Origin of the sequence: Collinsella aerofaciens (assembly GCF_015556945.1) — a bacterium.
Classification (GTDB): Bacteria; Actinomycetota; Coriobacteriia; order Coriobacteriales; family Coriobacteriaceae; genus Collinsella; species Collinsella aerofaciens_AO.
Window position 1 is genome coordinate 44095 of the sequence record NZ_JADNNH010000002.1, and the last position, 18258, is coordinate 62352.

General features: G+C 59.2%; 24 protein-coding genes. 7 read left to right on the forward strand and 17 right to left on the reverse strand.

Going from position 1 to position 18258, the window contains the following annotated elements; translation table 11 throughout:
* Positions 1-3: 3 nt before the first annotated feature.
* The 4 genes from I2F59_RS00990 to I2F59_RS01005 all read right to left on the reverse strand — a co-directional run bounded on the left by I2F59_RS00990 (position 4) and on the right by I2F59_RS01005 (position 1232).
* Positions 4-162 carry a hypothetical protein gene (locus tag I2F59_RS00990; protein WP_195502897.1) on the reverse strand — a complete coding sequence of 53 codons (159 nt, stop codon included), beginning with the start codon at positions 160-162 and terminating at the stop codon, positions 4-6.
* Positions 137-397, reverse strand: a complete 261-nt coding sequence (locus I2F59_RS00995) for a helix-turn-helix domain-containing protein (RefSeq protein ID WP_195502899.1) — start codon at positions 395-397, stop codon at positions 137-139. The genes I2F59_RS00990 and I2F59_RS00995 overlap by 26 nt, the downstream gene beginning before the upstream one ends.
* Positions 398-712: 315 nt before the next feature.
* Positions 713-988, reverse strand: a complete 276-nt coding sequence (locus tag I2F59_RS01000) for an immunoglobulin domain-containing family protein (RefSeq protein WP_195502901.1) — start codon at positions 986-988, stop codon at positions 713-715.
* Positions 989-1004: 16 nt separating this feature from the next.
* The gene (locus I2F59_RS01005) at positions 1005-1232 is read right to left on the reverse strand and encodes a helix-turn-helix domain-containing protein (RefSeq protein WP_006235491.1); all 228 of its coding nucleotides are present in this window, start codon (positions 1230-1232) and stop codon (positions 1005-1007) included.
* A 156-nt stretch (positions 1233-1388) separates the two neighbouring features.
* On the opposite strand from I2F59_RS01005, the gene I2F59_RS01010 reads away from it, so the two are divergent.
* The 4 genes from I2F59_RS01010 (at position 1389) to I2F59_RS01025 (ending at position 5209) form a co-directional block, all read left to right on the forward strand.
* Positions 1389-1772 carry a helix-turn-helix transcriptional regulator gene (locus tag I2F59_RS01010; RefSeq protein ID WP_229065255.1) on the forward strand — a complete coding sequence of 128 codons (384 nt, stop codon included), beginning with the start codon at positions 1389-1391 and terminating at the stop codon, positions 1770-1772.
* Between the two features lie 37 nt (positions 1773-1809).
* Positions 1810-2355: a hypothetical protein gene (locus I2F59_RS01015; RefSeq protein ID WP_195502905.1), complete on the forward strand. Its 546-nt coding sequence runs from the start codon at positions 1810-1812 to the stop codon at positions 2353-2355.
* Between the two features lie 320 nt (positions 2356-2675).
* Entirely contained in the window at positions 2676-3719 is a 1044-nt protein-coding gene (locus I2F59_RS01020) for a DUF3644 domain-containing protein (protein WP_195502907.1), read from the forward strand.
* A gap of 329 nt (positions 3720-4048) precedes the next feature.
* The gene (locus tag I2F59_RS01025) at positions 4049-5209 is read left to right on the forward strand and encodes a site-specific integrase (RefSeq protein ID WP_195502909.1); all 1161 of its coding nucleotides are present in this window, start codon (positions 4049-4051) and stop codon (positions 5207-5209) included.
* A 96-nt stretch (positions 5210-5305) separates the two neighbouring features.
* On the opposite strand, the gene I2F59_RS01030 is transcribed toward I2F59_RS01025, so the two are convergent.
* The 5 genes from I2F59_RS01030 to I2F59_RS01050 form a co-directional block, all read right to left on the reverse strand.
* Entirely contained in the window at positions 5306-5917 is a 612-nt protein-coding gene (locus I2F59_RS01030) for a pentapeptide repeat-containing protein (protein WP_195502911.1), read from the reverse strand.
* Positions 5918-5996: 79 nt separating this feature from the next.
* Positions 5997-6656 carry an SGNH/GDSL hydrolase family protein gene (locus I2F59_RS01035; RefSeq protein WP_195502913.1) on the reverse strand — a complete coding sequence of 220 codons (660 nt, stop codon included), beginning with the start codon at positions 6654-6656 and terminating at the stop codon, positions 5997-5999.
* 78 nt (positions 6657-6734) lie between these two features.
* Positions 6735-7868, reverse strand: coding sequence for a TIGR02452 family protein (locus I2F59_RS01040; RefSeq protein WP_195502915.1), 1134 nt, complete (start codon positions 7866-7868; stop codon positions 6735-6737).
* A gap of 140 nt (positions 7869-8008) precedes the next feature.
* Positions 8009-8704 carry a Bax inhibitor-1 family protein gene (locus I2F59_RS01045; protein WP_195502916.1) on the reverse strand — a complete coding sequence of 232 codons (696 nt, stop codon included), beginning with the start codon at positions 8702-8704 and terminating at the stop codon, positions 8009-8011.
* Positions 8705-8783: 79 nt separating this feature from the next.
* Positions 8784-9122: a hypothetical protein gene (locus tag I2F59_RS01050; RefSeq protein WP_118377353.1), complete on the reverse strand. Its 339-nt coding sequence runs from the start codon at positions 9120-9122 to the stop codon at positions 8784-8786.
* A 250-nt stretch (positions 9123-9372) separates the two neighbouring features.
* On the opposite strand from I2F59_RS01050, the gene I2F59_RS01055 reads away from it, so the two are divergent.
* The 3 genes from I2F59_RS01055 to I2F59_RS01065 all read left to right on the forward strand — a co-directional run bounded on the left by I2F59_RS01055 (position 9373) and on the right by I2F59_RS01065 (position 11930).
* Complete coding sequence (locus I2F59_RS01055; RefSeq protein WP_117640318.1) at positions 9373-10422, forward strand: inorganic phosphate transporter; 1050 nt, start codon at positions 9373-9375, stop codon at positions 10420-10422.
* Between the two features lie 67 nt (positions 10423-10489).
* Positions 10490-11113 carry a DUF47 domain-containing protein gene (locus tag I2F59_RS01060; RefSeq protein WP_117655140.1) on the forward strand — a complete coding sequence of 208 codons (624 nt, stop codon included), beginning with the start codon at positions 10490-10492 and terminating at the stop codon, positions 11111-11113.
* A gap of 286 nt (positions 11114-11399) precedes the next feature.
* Positions 11400-11930 (forward strand): nitroreductase family protein, encoded by a 531-nt coding sequence (locus I2F59_RS01065; RefSeq protein WP_195502918.1) that lies wholly within the window; start codon positions 11400-11402, stop codon positions 11928-11930.
* 177 nt (positions 11931-12107) lie between these two features.
* Here I2F59_RS01065 and I2F59_RS01070 read toward each other — a convergent pair whose 3' ends face one another.
* The 8 genes from I2F59_RS01070 to pstA all read right to left on the reverse strand — a co-directional run bounded on the left by I2F59_RS01070 (position 12108) and on the right by pstA (position 18256).
* A complete protein-coding gene (locus I2F59_RS01070) occupies positions 12108-12533 on the reverse strand; it encodes a hypothetical protein (RefSeq protein ID WP_195502920.1) in 426 nt (141 codons plus the stop codon).
* Between the two features lie 367 nt (positions 12534-12900).
* Positions 12901-13575, reverse strand: a complete 675-nt coding sequence (locus I2F59_RS01075) for a DivIVA domain-containing protein (RefSeq protein WP_195502921.1) — start codon at positions 13573-13575, stop codon at positions 12901-12903.
* 62 nt (positions 13576-13637) lie between these two features.
* Positions 13638-13925 (reverse strand): YggT family protein, encoded by a 288-nt coding sequence (locus I2F59_RS01080; RefSeq protein ID WP_324249574.1) that lies wholly within the window; start codon positions 13923-13925, stop codon positions 13638-13640.
* 15 nt (positions 13926-13940) lie between these two features.
* A complete protein-coding gene (locus I2F59_RS01085; RefSeq protein ID WP_195502923.1) occupies positions 13941-14666 on the reverse strand; it encodes a cell division protein SepF in 726 nt (241 codons plus the stop codon).
* A gap of 60 nt (positions 14667-14726) precedes the next feature.
* Positions 14727-15464: a YggS family pyridoxal phosphate-dependent enzyme gene (locus tag I2F59_RS01090; protein ID WP_195502925.1), complete on the reverse strand. Its 738-nt coding sequence runs from the start codon at positions 15462-15464 to the stop codon at positions 14727-14729.
* 120 nt (positions 15465-15584) lie between these two features.
* Complete coding sequence (locus tag I2F59_RS01095; RefSeq protein ID WP_195502927.1) at positions 15585-16442, reverse strand: phosphate signaling complex PhoU family protein; 858 nt, start codon at positions 16440-16442, stop codon at positions 15585-15587.
* A gap of 92 nt (positions 16443-16534) precedes the next feature.
* Complete coding sequence (pstB, locus tag I2F59_RS01100; RefSeq protein WP_035137966.1) at positions 16535-17338, reverse strand: phosphate ABC transporter ATP-binding protein PstB; 804 nt, start codon at positions 17336-17338, stop codon at positions 16535-16537.
* A gap of 12 nt (positions 17339-17350) precedes the next feature.
* Positions 17351-18256 carry a phosphate ABC transporter permease PstA gene (gene pstA, locus I2F59_RS01105; RefSeq protein WP_195502928.1) on the reverse strand — a complete coding sequence of 302 codons (906 nt, stop codon included), beginning with the start codon at positions 18254-18256 and terminating at the stop codon, positions 17351-17353.
* Positions 18257-18258: the final 2 nt, after the last annotated feature.

The window sequence follows — 18258 nt, forward strand, 5'->3', positions numbered from 1 at the left end:
CTCCTAGTAGTACATCCCGCTCGGTTCGGTCCCCTCGATGGCGCCGGCGATGGCAAAGAGCGCGAGCATCACGAGGGCGCACACGACGCTCTGCGTCCGCTCGGACAACGTCCCCCACCAGGCCGACACCCGGTCGCTAAGCAGCAAAAGAATCTCGCTCATGGGTTCCCTCCTCGATCCACTCGTCGACCCACTCGGGGCGCACCAGGTAGCCGCGGCAGCGGCCGTCGGGCAGGCAGTAGGTGAGCCTGCGCGCGGTGCATTCGTCTCGAAGGGTGTTGTAGGGCACCCCCAGCACGCGCGACACCTCGTCGAGCGTGTACAGCAGCTTGCGCGGCAACTTGAGCTCGGCCGCAAGTGCCCTGAACGTCTGGGGCTTCTTACTGGTATCATCCATGGATGACCTCCTTTTAGGTCGGCCTCCCGCGTACGGTCCTAACGCTGCGGGAGGCTCTTTTTTTGGGTCGGGCGTAGGGCGGACCCTCCCCCGACACGGCACCGGCTGGAACGCCCGGCGGATGGTTAACGGAGCCCGCCGGGACCGGTGCCGCCTCGGGGAAGGGACCTCAGCCCCGGAGCGAGGCGAGCGCCCACGCCGCGATGAACGGCACGGCGGCCGAGAAGCACACCCGCGCCAGCCCGTAGGCCCCCTGCGCGGTGCACATCCAGCCGGCGGCGTCCATCACGACGGCCGAGGCGAGCAGCGCCCGGGTCATTCGCGACCGCGGCCGAACGGCCACTCGCCCGGCGCGGGGTCGATCTCCATGACGTCGTATGCCACCGGGTCGAGCGCCTGCCTGCGGTCGAGCGCGACCAGGCGCGCGAGGTAGGCGGGGTCGCCGATGCGGACGTGCTCGCGGAACGCGTAGCGCGCGTCGGCCAGGAACTCGAACACCTCCGTGTGCCACTCGGCATCCTTGTCGGCCCACGTCACCATGCCGCCCATCGTCGTGATGTCGTCGGGCAGCTCGTAGCTCTTGCCTGTCATTCCTCTTCCCCCATCCCTATGCGGCCTCGTCCGTGTTCCAGCCCATCAGGTCGTTGGGCGTGCAGCCGAGGGCCTGGGCGATGGCGTACGCCTTGTCGACACCCGGGACCATCGAGCCGTTCTCGTAGCCGATGATTGAAGATGCCGAGAGCCCCGCCTTGTTGGCCAGCTGCTCCTGAGACATATCGGCGCGAGCACGGGCGGCGCGCAGGTTCGCTCCGAACTCGTCCTTCGAAAATTTCATCTTTTCCTCCTTCTGAAATAGGAAACTTCTTCCCTGTGCAATTCAGAGTATAGGTAATCTTTTCCCGATTGCAATAGCAAACTAGGGCTTTTCTTGCCTTTTCTTTTGTGTATCTATAGAATCCTCGGTAAATACTTCCCCATATTGGAGGTGACGATGAACTTAAAACTTAAGCAGGCTAGGAAAGAAAACGGATATTCACAGGCCGATCTAGCAAACGCGTTGAACGTTGACATCAAAACGGTAGGCAACTGGGAACGAGGGAAGACCCTTCCCGATATTGAGCAGCTCTGGAAGTGCGCGAAGGTTCTCCACACCGACCCCAACGACCTCCTCGGCTGGTACGAGGAGCATCCCGAGGACAGGCCGACGGCGCCGGCGGGCGCGGAGGGCGAGCTGATCACCTGCTACCGGCAGAGCACCGAGAAGAGGCGCTCGAAGATCCTGGAGACGGCACGCGACCAGGCCGAGCTGTCCCAAAATCAACCTGCAGCGCCTGAAATCGAAGGGCTGGAAGCGGATCAAGTAAGGTCCGCGTAGGCATTCAGAGGAACCACCTGCGAGATTGGCAGATAACATGGGAATGTACGATTCAATCGACCGCCTGGTGAACCTGTGCGACGAGGTCATCGAGAGCGACCCGCCCGGTCTCAGGCAGAAGGTGGTGGCACGGTATATGACGGCATTCGGGGAAATCATCGAGCGCGAGACCGGGACCAGAGTGATGGGCAATACCAGTCCCGACATGATCGATATCACGTCCATCGAGACGATCCGCGAGCTGCTGCTCGCGCACCGGGACCGCATGGAGTACGAGTACATGATGGCCAAGGCGACTGCCGACCAGATCGAGGCGAGGGCGACCGCCGCCGTCGAGGCGACTGTCACGGTCGACTTCAACCAGACCATCAAGCAGATATCGAACAGCCAGGGCCTGTCGCCCAAGGATCTCGCCGCCGTGAAGCTTGCCCTCGCCGACCTGCGGTTTGCCGCCGAGGAGAAGGACGAGGGAGGCTTCGCCGAGAAGGCAAAGGACGCGCTCGCCCTCGCATCCAAGGCCGCGGGGCTCGTCCCCAAGGTGGCCAAGGCGATCGGCACCCTCGCGGCGCTCCTCGGGGCGTAGGCGCTAGTTAAAAGAATAGGGCGCACCCGGAGGCACGCCCTATCCGACCTTCCCAACTATCGCCAAGCGAAGAACCCGGGGGTACGTATCGATGGGAGGGAACCTTTTATGAACCATTCTAGCTGTCGGCTGGAAGATCGCGGGCTTCCTCTAGACGCCCATATATCCGATGAGGACCCATTGCCCGGTCTGCGGGCACCTCACGGCGCGGCTAGGTTTTTTCGGTTTTTCCGAAAAAACCCAAACGGGTGCAGGCACGCACCAAAACGCCAGTTGTTTCCCATTTTCGTAACGTCACGAAAATGGGTGAAGGGAGAGTAATGGAAGGCAATTGCGAGCAGACGTACAACCGGCTGCTGGATAAATCCAGCGAGGCCTTCGTCCTCGCCATCGAGCTCTACAACAGACCGAGCATCAAATACAGGGTCGAGGGCTTCTCGTTCTTTATCTGCAACGCGTGGGAGCTGATGCTCAAGGCGAAGCTGATAGCGGACAGGGGCATATCGGCCGTCTACTACAGGGACAACACCGACAGGACGATCACGCTAGAGCGCTGCATCTCCCAGGTCTTCACAAACGACAAGGACCCGCTGAGGCGCAACCTCGAGGACATCATCCGCCTGCGCAACACGAGCACGCATTTCATCGTCCAGGAATACGAGCAGATCTACGTCGGCCTGTTCCAGTCGTGCGTGACGAACTTCGACGAGAAGATGTACGAGTTCCACGGGAGAAGGATGTCGGATATCATCCCCCAGCATTTCCTGATGCTGTCGATGAGCGCCAACCCCGCCACGCCGGAGGTGATACGCGCCAAGTACCCAGTCGAGATAGCCTCGAAGTTCCTTTTCGATGAGTCGGAGATCGAACAGGAGCAGCAGCTTCAGGAAAACCAAAGGTACTCGTGCGTCTTCCTGACCGAGATGGCGATAACGAAGAACCCCAAAAATGCGGATTTCACCGTCGCCATCGACAACTCGTCTGACAGGACGATCCGCACCGCGAAGGTATTCCAGGACCCCAAGAACACGCACCCGCTGTCGATGAAGAAAGTGCTCGAGCATGTCAATTCAAGGCTCGGCAGGCTCGGGATCGTACTCATGGCAAATGGCGAACCGAAACTGTTCACCGCCAATGACTGGAAGCTGTTCCTGAACTTCTACGACATCAAGTCGAACAAGGAACTCGCCTACAAGCACGAGGTCGGAAGGAACGGCTCGTACACATACTCGATGAAAACCGTTGATTTCATTGTGGAAAGGATCCGCGAGAACCCGTCGGGCGTAGTCGACTCCCTGAAGCAGGCGCTCGCTAAAAAGCAAAACGAGACGACCCCAGGGGCAAAGGATTCTAAGCGGAAATAACCGCCTACTCCCATTCGGGAACCCAGCCGTATTCCTTCGCGGGTACGTCTCGTTACCGTGATTATCGTACTAATTGGCGTTGTTGTAAATCGAGCGGTTATGGAGATTGGAGACTGCAACGGCATTCAACGCGATTATGGCCCGCGGCGCGACATGGTTTTTCGGTTTTTCCGGAAAATCCAAGCGGACGCCCAAGTTGTCAAGGAATCTTTGGCAACTCCAGAAATAAAGAAACCCCACCGCGCACGGCTGGAACCTTGGCGCGGTGGGGTGACAACAAGGATGCCGGAGTAATACGGAGATAGCTCCGGGCAACCTAGGGACATTATATGACACGCAAGCAGAGGCGCCGCGCGTGGGGCTCAATCACCGAGGCCAAGCGCGGCAAGAAATACATCCTCCGATGGCAGGAGAACACGCCGTGCGGACGCAAACGTAAGACCAAGACGGTATACGGCACCTACCGCGAGGCATGCGCCGAGCTCGACCGCATCCACGTCGAGCGCGCCGATGACAAGCCGGTGCCGACCATCGCCCAGGCGTACGGCACATGGCTCGAGCCGACCATGGCAGCGCAGGTAGCCGCCGGCACGCTCGCGCCGAACACCCGCAACCTCGTCACAAGGTCGTGGGCGAACTACGTCGGCCCCACATGGGGTTCAATGCCGGTCGACCAGTTGCGCCCCGTGCATCTACAGGAATGGCTTCTGACTCTCCCCGCAGCAACGGCGGACACTGCCCTACTCACCCTGCGCAAGATATACGGAACCGTGTCGGGCTTTGTCGTGCTGCCCATCGACCCGTTTGCCGCCACCGTGAAATACACCATGCCCACGCGCAAGACGCGCGAGCGCTCCAAGCGCCTGTACACGCTCGCCGAAGCCAAGGACATCCTGGGGCGCCTGCACGGGACCTCGCTCGAGGCGCCGTTCATCATGGCGTGCTTTGGATCATGCCGCTCGGGTGAGTCGCTGGGCATCCGCACCGATGAGGTCATGCCATTCGCGGCGGAATCCACAACGCTCGCGACGGTCGACCTCGTGCGCCAGATGGAGCAAGCGGGCATCGAGCCCACGGCGGACGGCGTACTCAAGACGCGGAAGTCCATACGCACAGTCGTGGTGCTGCCGGATGCCGCCGGGCGCCTGCTCGAAATTGCAGGCGAGCGCCGCGCGGCAGGCTCCGAGTGGCTAGCAGATCGCGGGGACGGACTGCCCATGAATCGAGGGATGTGCAATCATAGATGGAAGAAGTGGTGCGAGGCCGAGGGCGTCGAGCACATCCCATGGTCGAACCTCCGCAACTCGTGGCGAACCATCTGCGAGATGGAGCTGCACATGCCCTGGGACCTCATGGAAATGCTCATGGGCCACTCCCTGCCGGGCGTGTCGGGGCGACATTATATTCGTCCCTCCCGTGAGCAGGTGGCGCGTTCCGTTTGCGACGCGCTTGGGATAAATTGGGATATTTCCCAACAAACCAGCAGGTAAAACGGGCGTTGTTAATAGTGGCAGTATTAAGATTCGCAGCCCAAAACCACCGCAAAGGGGACAGGCGCCTTTGCGGTGATTTTTCCTTTTTGACGTCTAGTCGTCGGCGAGCTGGATGCCGAGCAGGCCCGAGAGCGCAAGTGCCTGCTCGGCATTGACCGTCAGGCCCCGCAGCTCACGGTAGTCGCCCGAGACGACAGGGGCCGCGAACGCGCAACGCGATACATCCATGCCGGAAAGCGGCGTCTTGAACACATCGATTCGCGTCAGGTCGCAGCCGTCCAAGCGCAATTGCCCCAGCTTTGCCCCCTGGAGGGCGACCTCGGTCAAACGCGTGTCACGCGCAGCCATGGGGCCAATGCGTCCCTCCGAAAGGTTCGCATAGCTCAAATCGCACGATGCAAACGATACACTCGACAGACGCGCCCTGAGCAAGTTGAGCCCCGGCGCCGAGCAGTCAACGAAGTCGCAGCGGTTGAGCCAGCAGCCTTCCATGTTGCAGCGGATAAATCGGCAACCGCGAAACACCACGTCGCGAAACGTCGAGCCGCTCCAGTCAACGCCATCGAACTCGCAAGACCGGAACACAACGCCATCGAAGGTCGCGCCGTTCGCAACGTCATAGGCAAGATCCAAATCCTCAAAAGCGGTATTGGAAACGTGCTCATCGCCTTCGGCAAAGAGGTCGATGAGCTCGTCCATGCCCATATGGCAGCCAAGCCGTTCGTTTACCCGGGCAAAACCACCACAAAGGTGCCTGTCCCCTTTGTGGTGGTTTGGGGCTGCACTACTCACCGAGCATCTCTTGGAGCTTGGCTGCCACGGCATGTCCCAAGCTCTCGTGGCTCTCGGGCATCATGTGCAGATAATCGATATCGCCCGGCTCGGCAAAATCGGCGGCATTCAAAAAGTCGCAGCCAAACTGCTCAGCCACATGCGCGTAGTACTCACCAAAATGTTCCGAGGCTTCTACGGAATGCTCGTCAAAATCGGTCATATATACGTCGGCGATCTGCGGCTTAATCTTGATAGGCGCCATCAGCAGAATCCGTGGGCAGGGCGCGGCATCGGTCCAGGCAAACGCACGGACGGTGCGAATCAACGCCATGGCGCCGCGGGCAATATCGGAGGCCGTCACGCCAAAGACCGTCTTGCAGTCGTTGGTGCCCAGCATAATCACGATCGCGTCCAGCGGCTTATGAGCTTCGAGCAGCATCGGCAGCGCGCGAATGCCGTTGAGGTTGGTGTCCAGATGGCACATATCATCGCGCACCGTCGTGCGACCATTTAGGCCTTCCTCAATCACATGCCAACCCTCACCCAGGTCACGCTGCACCACACCGCACCAGCGCACATCCTGCGCATAGCGCACTGCGGTGCTGTCGCGCATACCCGCTGGATCATAGCCATAGGTGTTGCTGTCACCAAAGCACAGAACGTTTTTCATCTTGAGCTCCCTATTCCGTAAAAAGCCGACGGGGGCGATCCCTCCCGTCGGCTTGGCATATCACATCGCACGCACCGCTTACAGGTACTTGCGCCAGTCGTCCTCGTCCTCATCGTCCTCGGCTGCTGCCCGGGCCTGCTCGGCGGCACGAGCGGCTGCGGCGCGGGCGGCAACCTGGGCATAGGACTCCTCGTTGCGCTCGGGGAAGTTTGCCAGCACGTGCTCGAACTTGGCAAAATCCTCGTCCCAGCGCGTAGAGGGCACGGCAAAGAAGACCTGTTTGACCTTGAAGTCGCCCGATGCGAGCTCCTTGCGGAAGAGCTCGGCCACGGCCTCGGCGTCAAAGCCGTTGTTCTCGCAGCCCCAAGCACCCAGTACGAGCTTCTCGCGGCCCAGCTCGTCGCAGACAGCAAGCACAAAGCGGATACGGTCGCGCAGAGCGTCAAGCAAGGCATCGTCGCTCACGCGGTACTCCTGGCGAGCACGCTTGGCGTTGGGTGCAGCGGCGACGATTACGTCGGCGTAGGCGTGCACATGGTTGCGGTCGAAGCGCACAGCGGGCACCACCAGCGCACGGTTGCGGTACAGCTCGCAGTTGATGTTGCGGCGACGGTTCTCTCCGTACCACTTACGCTGCTTATCGAGGACGTTGTACAGATACGAATCGGCACAGAGCGTGGCCTCCTGGCCCAGATAGCCCTGGATGTAGCCACCGCCCGGGTTGGTGAACGAGGCAAAGGCGAGCACAGCCATGTCGCAGAACTGCGCGTAGCCTCGGCCGTTATCCAAAATGGCCTGCGTGGCAGAGGCGTCAAGCACGGTGACCTCGGGCAGGACCGAAGCGGGCTCCTCGGCGGCAGGCGTGGACTCGGTCTCCGCGGCCTCCTCTGCGGGCGCAGGCTCGGCCACGGCCTCGGTCTCGACGGGCGCAACCTCAGCGGTCTCGACCTCGGCGGCCTCAGACTCCTCGGCAGCTTGCTCCTCAGCAGCCGCTGCCTTCTGGGCCTTGGCCTTCATCGCCGCGACAAAACCGGCAGGCATACCATCGAACTCGCGCACGCCGGCAAGCGAACGCTCGATGTCCTTGGCGCAGACCTCGGACACAGCCGCCACATGGCGCTCGGCGGCCTTGGCACGCGCCTCGCGCTTGGGATTGGGCTGACCCGCTCGGTTGGACCTGCGGTTACGGTTCCTGTTGTCGACGTCTGCCATACGTGGCCACCTTTCCTGTCGCTGCCGCTATCGGCTTTTCCCATCCATGATACCCCGCCGCGCACAAAAAAGACGGCCCCGAAGGACCGCCTTTCGCATCGTTTTACCGTGTCCGGCAGGAAGCGTCGCAATGCCGCGCTTTAATCGCGACGGCCAAGGATGTTCAGAATGCGCAGGAACACGTTGATAATATCCACGAACAGGTTAGAGGCCATAAGCACGGCGTTGGGCAGCGTGGGCGGCACCGTCGTTGCCACATAGGTGTCGTAGCCGATGAAGCCGGCGAACACCACGATCACGATCAGGTCGGTGATGGACTGCGAAACACCCATAAACATCAGAACCATCTCAACCAAAATGGTGGCAAGCAGAATACCAAAGCCGATGCCATACACACGCTGGAAAAACTTGGGGAAGGTCACGCCCAGCGCACCAAAGACAAAGGTGATGGCGGCCGTGGCGATAAAGGCGGTGTTAATGGTAGGCAGGTCGTAGTTGGCAAGACCAAACGACGCCGTCAGGCCAAAGGTGCTCGCAAAGACCACGTAGCCCACGAGTGACAGGCCCACGGACTGTTTGCTGGCAGCAGCCGACATCATGACCATGCCGACGATGGTCAAAATAAATGAGCCAAAGACCAGCGGCAAAGCGGCCCCGCTCATCATCATGCGCGCAAACGACATGGTGCTCGTAAAGTAAGCACCGGCGCCCATGGCGCAAAAGCCCAAAAAGATCAGGGCAGACATGACAAGGTTGTACGCGCGCGGCGACATCTCCTTGGCACGGCTTGCGCCGGTTTCTATGGGGCCGTTCTGATAGCCCTGGATATCGTTCATACTTCGTCCTTTCAAAAAGCGCCGCGACGGCGCCGTAGCTGACAAGTTTCCTGCCATTGTACCCGAACGCCACGCGTTCTTACCTGCGACGCTCGCTCTCAAGCGTCCGGTCGAACGCCCACACCCACCAACGCATCAGATGAGTCTGCGAGCCATCCGGTCGCTCGCGTGCCTGTTCTTCCAGATACAGTTCGGTCGCATGTCCGCCAAAACGAACCTTATAAGTCGCCGTACGAATGCCGTGGACCGTCAGGCCAAAACCGGTGGACGAGACAATCTCGTCAATCGTAAAGCAACGACCATCGACCCAGCAGACGGTAACCGGCACGACCTGTCCGCCCGCGAGGATGCGAGCCACGACGTCCACATACTGCTTGTGCACGCGTCGAGTTTTGCCGTCTGTCTGTCGATATTCCATGCCTCCTATTATCGAACGCATGTTTGCGTATTGTAAAGCGAACAGACTGTGGTTTTGGGGTGTTGGGGCGCGCGCACGTGTCCTCATGGCGTGTTAGCAAAAAGAACACCCGCGGTCAACAGGGCTAATATTCAAATTTAGTGCCAAAAAGTTCACTTCTCCCATCAGAACTCGGTAAAGAAACCCGCAGGAGGTGATACGATTTATCATGTTTTTGTAACGTGTCTGCAAACTTCGAGAAAGCCCATATATGGACGTAACGTTCTCAACCTTCCTCGGCCAAATTGTGTCGAACCCAGTCCTTGCCGTCACCGTGATCCTCGCGTTGGGCGCCATCTTCGTCAATGGATGGACCGACGCGCCCAACGCCATCGCGACCTGCGTCACTACGCGCTGCATGCCCGCCCGCGCCGCCATTCTCATGAGCGCCGCGTTCAACTTTTTGGGCGTGCTCATCATGACGCATTTTAATGCCAGCGTCGCCAACACCATCTCGCATATCGTCGACTTTGGCGGAAACAGCACCATGGCGCTCGCCTGCCTATGCGCGGCGCTGTTCTCCATCGTCGTCTACGGTGCCACGGCATCGCGTTTTGGTATCCCCACCTCGCAGAGCCACAGCCTCATCGCCGGCCTGACCGGCGCTGCTATCGCCCTCGGTGGCGCCAGCAGCGTCAACGTCCACGAGTGGATGAAGGTCATCTACGGCCTGGCGCTCTCCATCGGACTGGGCTTTGTCATGGGCTGGGTCCTGTGCAAGCTCGTCTCGATTCTTTTCGCCGCCGCCAACAGGCGACGCGCCAACGTCTTCTTTAAATACGCTCAGATCGCGAGCGCTGCGGCCATGAGCTTTATGCACGGCGCGCAGGATGGACAGAAGTTCATCGGCGTGCTCTTTTTAGGTGTCGCCTTTGCCAGCGGGCAGACGAGCGTCGGCGACGCCGGCATCCCCATCTGGATCATGCTGCTGTGCTCGGCAACCATGGGCATCGGCACCAGCGTGGGCGGCGAGCGCATCATCAAGTCCGTCGGCCAGAGCATGGTCAAGCTCGAAAAGTACCAGGGCTTCTCAGCCGACCTGGCGGGCGCCGCGAACCTGCTACTTGCCACCCTTACCGGCATCCCCGTGTCCTCCACGCACATCAAAACCTGCGCCATCATGGGCGTCGGCGCCGTCAAGCGCCTCTCGGCCATCAACTTCGGCGTGGTCAAGGACATGATGTTCACGTGGTTCTTCACCTTCCCCGCCTGCGGACTCATCAGCTTTGTCATGGCCAAGCTGTTCATGATGTTCATCTAGTCAAACCGAGCGTCCATCCGGACCGTAATACCTCGCCTGCCCGTCTTCGCCTCGAAAGGACCCACTCATGGCAAAGAAACCCGATTCGTTCTACTTTGACAATTACGTCGCCTGCGCCGACCTTGCTGTCCAGGCCGCAGAGTTGCTCATCAAGATTTTTGAGAACTTTGATCCCGCGCAAATCCACGACATGCTCGAGGAGATGCATGCGATTGAGCATGCGGCCGACAAGAAGCACCATGAGCTCGAGGATGCCCTGCTCACTGCCTTTATCACCCCGCTTGAGCGCGAGGATCTGGACCTGATGAGTTGCGCGCTCGACACTGTGCTTGACCGTATCGAAGGCGTCGTGCAGCGCGTCTACTTCACCAACATCCAGAGCATCCACCCCGATGCCATTGTCATCGCCCACAAGGTGACCGACGCCTGCCGCGCCATGAAGGACCTGATGGTCGAGCTGCCCAACTACCGCAAGTCCAAGACCCTGCGCGAGCTCGTCATCCAGATCAACACCATCGAATCCGAGGCCGACGAGCTCTACATCAACGCCATGCGCAACCTGCACGTCAATGGCAAGGATCCGCTTGAGGTCATCGCTTGGCGTGACGTGTACGCCTTCTTGGAGTACTGCGCCGACTGCTGCGAGAATGTGGCCGATGTTGTGGATTCGATTGTCATGAAGAACAGTTAATTGGGGGGTACGTATCCCACCGGTCGCGGGCCCGACCACTAATACCTTTTTCACTCCGGCTGCAAGCAGAGTCGTTTAAAAGGTATTAGTGGTCGGGCCCGCTCCCTTACGTACCACCATTGGGAACTTTGGCTGAGGGGTTGAGCGTGGTGGGGCCTTTGCTGTGATGGCCCTTGATTGCTCGGGGTTTTACTTTGGTATTCGATGAGCGATTGGCTGATTGCTGCTTTGGGTACTGTTTGGGTTACTTTGGGTTTGTTTGATTTTTAATTGTTGGAGGGCTTGTATGTCTTATTTGGATCTGGCTCGGGGTCGGTATTCTTGTCGTGAATTTGAGGCTCGGGCTGTGGAGCAGGCTGTGGTGGATGCCATTGTTGAGGCTGGACGCATTGCTCCTTCTGCTTGTAATAACCATCCAGCCCGTGTGATGGTGTTGGATACGCCTGAGCTTCTGGAGAAGGCAGCTGCTTGTCAGCCTCGGTTTGCTCGTGATGGATCCATCTTTGGCGCTCCGCTCATCTTCCTCATTTGCAGCGTTACCGACGACGCTTGGGTTCGTCCCTATGACCAGATGAACTCCAGCGCTATCGATACCTCGATTGTTTGCGATCAGATGATGATGGAGGCCGAGGAGCAGGGCTTGGGAACGTGCTGGGTATGCCATTTTAAGCCCGAGCTAGCCCGTGAGCAATTCAACCTGCCCGAGGGCGTTTATCCCTATCACATGCTCGTCTGCGGCTATCCTGCCGACCACATCGCCGATCCCGAGCATCGCGAGGCCCGTACCATTCCCCTCCCCGACTTCCTCCTCAAGTAGGTTTTGGCGCATGCCCTAAAACCACCTTTTGCCACGCGCCCTTCGCCGAGTTCTGTCCTATCGTACACAGAGCTCGGCGTTTTCGCGCTCAGGGCGCACGCGCTTCCCTATTGAAATGCAAGTGGAACAGCTTTCACGAATACATGGCCGAGCCGTGGGCGACTAACACGGCAACCATCATTCCTCGATAAAAGCCGGAACGCGGTTAGTCCTGCGCATCTTGAAATCACCAATCTTGTGAGAGACATAGAGAATGCCGTCCATCCCATCTCGCGATGCATATGACAGGTGAACAGAACCGCAATCCGCTCCATCATTGTCGAGAAGATCGAACGAATTCGGATCGCTCGTTGCGGCCAAACGACCACTCAGACAAGAGCCATCGTCATTACAGATTTGCCATTCCATGTCTTCGCCTGCAAGAATCGCCATAGACGTCCTGGTCGCGCCATCGCTGACATACATCCCGTCTATGCCAAACCCATTTTCAGCACCATCGATGAACGACTGCTCGGACCTATACGTCGCAAATGATGCACATAGCGCCATTGCAAGACCAACTACAAGGACAACAATTACAATCCTTACGTAGCTCTTAGCCATCATGCCATCCCTCTTTTCGCTTGCCTAAGGAAATGCGGAAGAAGCTGTTCGTCGCGGCTTGTTTGCACACCTTTCTGCCCCGGTTCGGCTACTTAGGTTGCTTGAGCGATGCTATATATGATTTTATCCGTATACGTAATATGAATTTTGGACATATCGAAATTTGTCAATAATTGTGAGAGCTTTCGCCTTCAGTGAAATGTATTGGCCTGTCTCTCATGCAAATTAAGTCCCTGGCAGGCGTTCCGAAGAGCACGATATTCTTAATTTGATAAATGATAGGAATTAAGGCATGTCCCAAAAATCTAATAAAAAGGAGCCCGCAAGTGCGAGCTCCTCTTAAGGGCGCTAGATTGTAGCTCTGGCGCTAGTCCAGGTCGTCGGCAGCGAAGTTGTCGATCGGGGCGAAGGGATCGGCCACGGGGACAACCGGGTCAGCGACGGGCAGCGGCTCGGCGGGAACAGTCACCGCAGGAGAAGCGGCAGAACCGACCGGTGTGGAGGCCATGAGATCGGCCGGGAAGGAGTTCTGGGCATCGTCCATGAAGTGCTGGATGAGCTTGAGATACTCGGCCTTGAACTCCTCACGGGAAGCCTTGAGACGATCGATCTCCTCGAGCTCAGCCTGCTTCTCAGTCAGAGCCTGGCGGATAACCTCGCGGGCCTTGGCGTCAGCCTCGTTGCGGATACGCTCAGCGTTCTCGTTGGCATCGTTGACGATGGTCTCAGCGGTCTGCTGGGCAGCGATCAAGGCAGCGGAAATCTGGCGCTCCTGAGCGGAAAAGTCAGGGGCGGGAGCAGCCACGGGGGCGGCAGGAGCGGCCTGGGCGGTGGCATCCTGAGCCTGGGCAAGCTGAGTCTGCGCATCGGCAAGCTGCTGCTCGGTAGCAGTCAGACGACCCTTAAGGTCGACGATCTTAGCGAGCATAGCGTCAACCTCGGAGGACAGCGTCTCCAAGAAGACGTCGACCTCAGCAGGATCGTAGCCACGCTTGGCCTCAGAGAAAGTCTGAGCCTGGATGTCTGCAGGGGTAATAGCCATAACAAGTTCTCCTTTATCTTCGCCTTGGCGCCGTGCGCCCGACGTGAGTTACTAAGCCAGTTTTATATGAGTATACCTATAAGAAGTTGCAGAACCAGCTTCTGCACCAACTGCAACGCAATAATCGCAACGACCGGTGAAAAATCGACGCCGCCCATGGGCGGGATAAACCGGCGGAACAAATTGAGCCACGGGCCGCACACGCTATCGAGAACAGCGGCGATATCCTGTAGCAATCCACCCTGCTTCATGGGAATCCACGTCATAAGGCAGTAGACCACGATGAGCGTGGAGTAAAAGTTGAACAGCGTATTGACCAGCTGGACAATGGTGTAGATGTTGATGAGAATCTCCTCGTCTTGTCTTTACTTAAGGTAGCCGTCGGCACGGAGCTTTTTGAGGTCTGAATCCTTGACCTCGCAACCGGCGGGCAGCACCATAAACACGCGATCGCCCACCTCTTTGACTGTGGCGCCCAGGCCGCAGGCAAAGCCGTAAGAGAAGTCCAGGACGCGCTTGGCGACCTCGGTACGAACGCCCACAAAAATCAGCGCGACAGGCTGCTTGGTGCGCACGCGACGCACGACGGTCTCTACGTCGTCATAGCTCTCGGGGCGCAGGACATAGGCCGGCAGCTGCGGCGTAGCGTTGATGATGTTGCTCGCATACGCCGAGGCATCGCTCGGTGAGGGAGCAGGTGCGGGGGCAGCAGCGCGGGCACGCGTGCTCTCGGCGTAGCTCGACGGCGTGTCGTAGGCACCGGGACGATAACCGCCCGCAACCGTCTCCTGCGAGCGCGACGGCGGGTTGTAGGTCGTAGCGTGGCGAGAATCGTCGCCGACCAGCTGACCGGAGCGCGTGTACACGGCCACCGACTCGGCCTCGCCGCGGCGCGTCTGACCAAGCAGGCCGTTGCTCGGCTCATCCTGGGTGTAGAAGCCCTCGCCCGAGGCACCGCTGTAACCGTTGTTCTGGTAGCCATCGTCATAGCCGTCATCGTAGCCGTAGTCGTCGTCCTGACCATAACCCTGGTCGTAACCCTGCTGGCCGCCCAGGTGCATCTTATTTTTAATCTCGTCAAGGAAGCCCATGGTTGTGTCCTCTCGCGGTTTAGTGCAGGCGCTCCGATAATCAGTGCGCACTTCAGAGCCTTATTTTACTGCAAACTCCGGGCTAAATACTACCCTGCCCAGGCGAACGAGCGTAGAGCCTTCCTCAAGGGCAGGCTCAAAGTCCTCGCTCATGCCGCAGGAAAGTTCGGGCAGGCTCAGGTCGGAGTGCGTCGCCTCAAGCTCATCCCTTAGCTCGCGAAGTCCGGCAAAAGTGCGGCGCGCCACATCCTTATTCCCCCGGGGTGCCATAGTCATAAGGCCCTGCACACAAATTCCCTCAAGCTCTGCAAGCTCACTTGCGGCAGCGCGAACCTCGTCGGGCGAAAAGCCGCCCTTGGACTCCTCGCCGCTCACATTAACCTCGAGCAGCACGCGCTGGGGGCCGGAGAGCTCGCCCGCCTCAATCTTGCGGACCGCACGGCTCGAGATGGCCTGCGCCAAATGCAGCGAGCTTACCGAATGAATCAGCTCGGCCGAGCCCAGAACCGCATTGATCTTGTTGGTCTGCAGGTTGCCGATCATATCGAAGCGCACCTCGGGTAGCTCCGGATGCTCTACGAGGCCCGCAAGCTTGCGAACGAGCTCCTGCGGGCGGTTCTCGGCAAAATGGCGATACCCCGCCTGAATAGCGGCAACGGTCTCATCAACGCCAACAGTCTTGGAGACGGCAATCAGGCGCGTGGCATCGTGGGGACGGCCCGCGCGATCGAGTGCTGCATAAAAACGTTCGAGAATCTGCTCGCGGCGAGCGCGTATCAAGTCCAAATAGTTATCCATTGCCAATCGCCTCCGCAGACAGCCAAACAAGTAGTCCCATGCTAACGCAAGAGCGCGGCCTCGCATGTGCAAGGCCGCGCTCACTTAGGTATTTACAATCTTTCGACGAACGGGGCCGCCCTACTCCTCGTCGTCCTCGGCGTCGTCCTCGTCCTCGAGGTGCTCGAGCAGGTAGCGGAGACCCTCGCTCACCTCGTTAGCGGGCACTTTGGCAACATAGTGTGCATCGACGGCAGGCCTCATGATGACACCCTCGCCCGAAGGCACGCGCATGCTCTCAAGCTCATCCTCGTCCGTACGGGCGATATCGCCGGCAGTCAAACGCTGTCCGGTCAAAAGGAAGGTCAGACGGCAGGCGGCATCGATCGAAATCGAGGCGATACGATCGAGGTAACGCGAAACCATGATGGCGCGGCGCAGGTCGTCATAGTTGCTGTCGTCGTCCATAAAATCGCCCGTGTCCATGCGGTTAAAGGTGCGGAAGAACTTCTCGTACGCCGCATGCACCGGCTCGTCCTCGCCGGCCAGGTTGCAGATGATGGACATGTCGTTGGTGACGAGCGCAGAAAGTGACGAACCCAGCACCTGGTAAACAGCCTCGGCCTCGGCCTCGACCGTAGCGACGAGTTCCTGGGGCAGCGAGATGTCGGCCTTGACCATATGACGCGTGGCGCGGCAGATCTGGCGAACCTTATCGGTCATGCGCTGCAGGTTAAAGTCGACGTAGATGATCGTCTGCAGCAAGCGGAAGTCGGAGGCGACCGGCGACTGCGTAGCGATCAGGTTGTAGCACACGGCCTCCAAGTTGGCGCAGCGCGCATCGATCGAGAGCGTGCGCTTCTTGGTCTTGGTGGCGAGCTTGCGATCGTCGGTCACATAGGCCTTCACGGCGTCGTGAAGCGCCAGGTCTACAGCCTCGTAGATGCTCAGCATCTCGTGACGGGCTTCGATGAGCTGACGGGAAAACAGTTTGCGCATGGTTCACTCCAATCAGTTGGGTGCGGTCATGCCGCCCGCACAGTGAATACGCACCGGACCAGGTCCGATCGGCTTGGGACTAGTCGCACCGATCAGCCAAAGCGGCCGGTGATATAGTCTTCCGTCCGTGAATCCACCGGGCTGGTGAAGATCGCGTCGGTTTGACCATACTCGATGAGCGTGGCGGGCTCGCCGGCAACTTCCTGCAAGAAAAATGCGGTGTAGTCGCTAATACGAGCGGCCTGCTGCATAGAATGCGTGACGATGATGATCGTCATCTCGGGCGCCAGCTCGGCCATCAGATCCTCGACCTTGGAGACGGACGTGGGGTCGATGGCGGAGCAGGGCTCGTCCATCAGAAGGACATCGGGCTGCACCGCAAGCACACGCGCAATGCACAGACGCTGCTGCTGACCGCCCGAGAGCGCCAAACCGTCCTTGTTGAGCTGATTGGATACCTCTTTCCAGAGGTTGGCGCGCTTGAGCGATTCTTCCACGATGTCATCGAGGTCGCTTTTGCTAGTCACGCCCTGCAGACGAGGGCCAAAAGCGACATTCTCGTAGATGGATTTGGGGAACGGGTTGGGCTGCTGAAAAATCATGCCCACGCGACGGCGAAGGTCGACCGGGTCGACGCCCTCGGCATAGATATCGTTGCCGTCGAGCGTCATGGTGCCCTCGACGCGGGTGCCCTCGATCAGGTCGTTCATACGGTTGATGCAGCGCAAAAACGTCGATTTGCCGCAGCCCGAAGGACCGATAAACGAGGTGATGGCGTTTTTGGCGATGTTGAGGTCGAGCCCCGTCAGCGCATGAAAGTCACCGTACCAAAAGTTGAAATCCTTGGCCGTGATGGCCGCTTGCTCCGGCGTGGGAGCGGACTGATAGACGGACATGGGACTCCTTAACTAGCGGCGTTTGCGCGACAGATAACGCGCAAACAGGTTGAAGGCCAGAATAATCGCCATCAGCAAAAGCGCAGTGCCGTAGGCTGCGTTCATGTTGATGCCGTCATTGGCAAGCAGATAAAGGTGAACGGTCATGGGACGACCGGAATCGAGCGGCGAAATAGGCAGGTTGATGGCCTGACCCATGGTGTAGAGCACCACGGCGGTCTCGCCGATGGCGCGGCCGATGGCAAGCACGATGCCGGTGGCGATGCGGCCAAAAGCCGAAGGAAGCACGATCTTGGAGACGACCTGCCACTTGGTGGCGCCCAGGCCATATGCACCCCAACGGATATAGCGCGGAACGGCGCGGATTGCCTCCTCGGTGGTACGCATGACAATAGGCAGCATCAGAAGCGCCAGCGCCAGGGCGGCCGAAACCATCGAAAGACCCAGGCCCATAGCCTCGACAAACAAGGCATAGCCAAAGAGGCCCATAACAATGGAGGGCACCGAGGCCAGGGCATCGGCAGCATAGCGAATGATGCCGACGACTTTGCCCTGTTTGGCGTACTCGGCCAGATAGACCGCAGCCAGGACGGCAACCGGCGTGCAGATGAGCATGGCGAGCGCCGTCACGTAGATGGTCGAGACGATCGTGGGCCAAATGCCGCCCTCGGCGTTGACGCCCTGCGGCCAGCCGAAGATAAAGTCGAGCGAGATATGCGGCAGGCCGTTGATGACCACGTAGGCGATGATGGCGATCAGCACCAGCGTGGTGATATAGGCCGCGGCGCGAAACACGCCGAGCATGATCTTGTTGGAGAGGTCCTTGTTGATGCGGCCCTTCTTGCCATGGGAAAGGGCACGCTTGATGCGCTCGCGCGACGAGGTCGTATCGACCGTCGTGTCAACGGAATCGAACATAG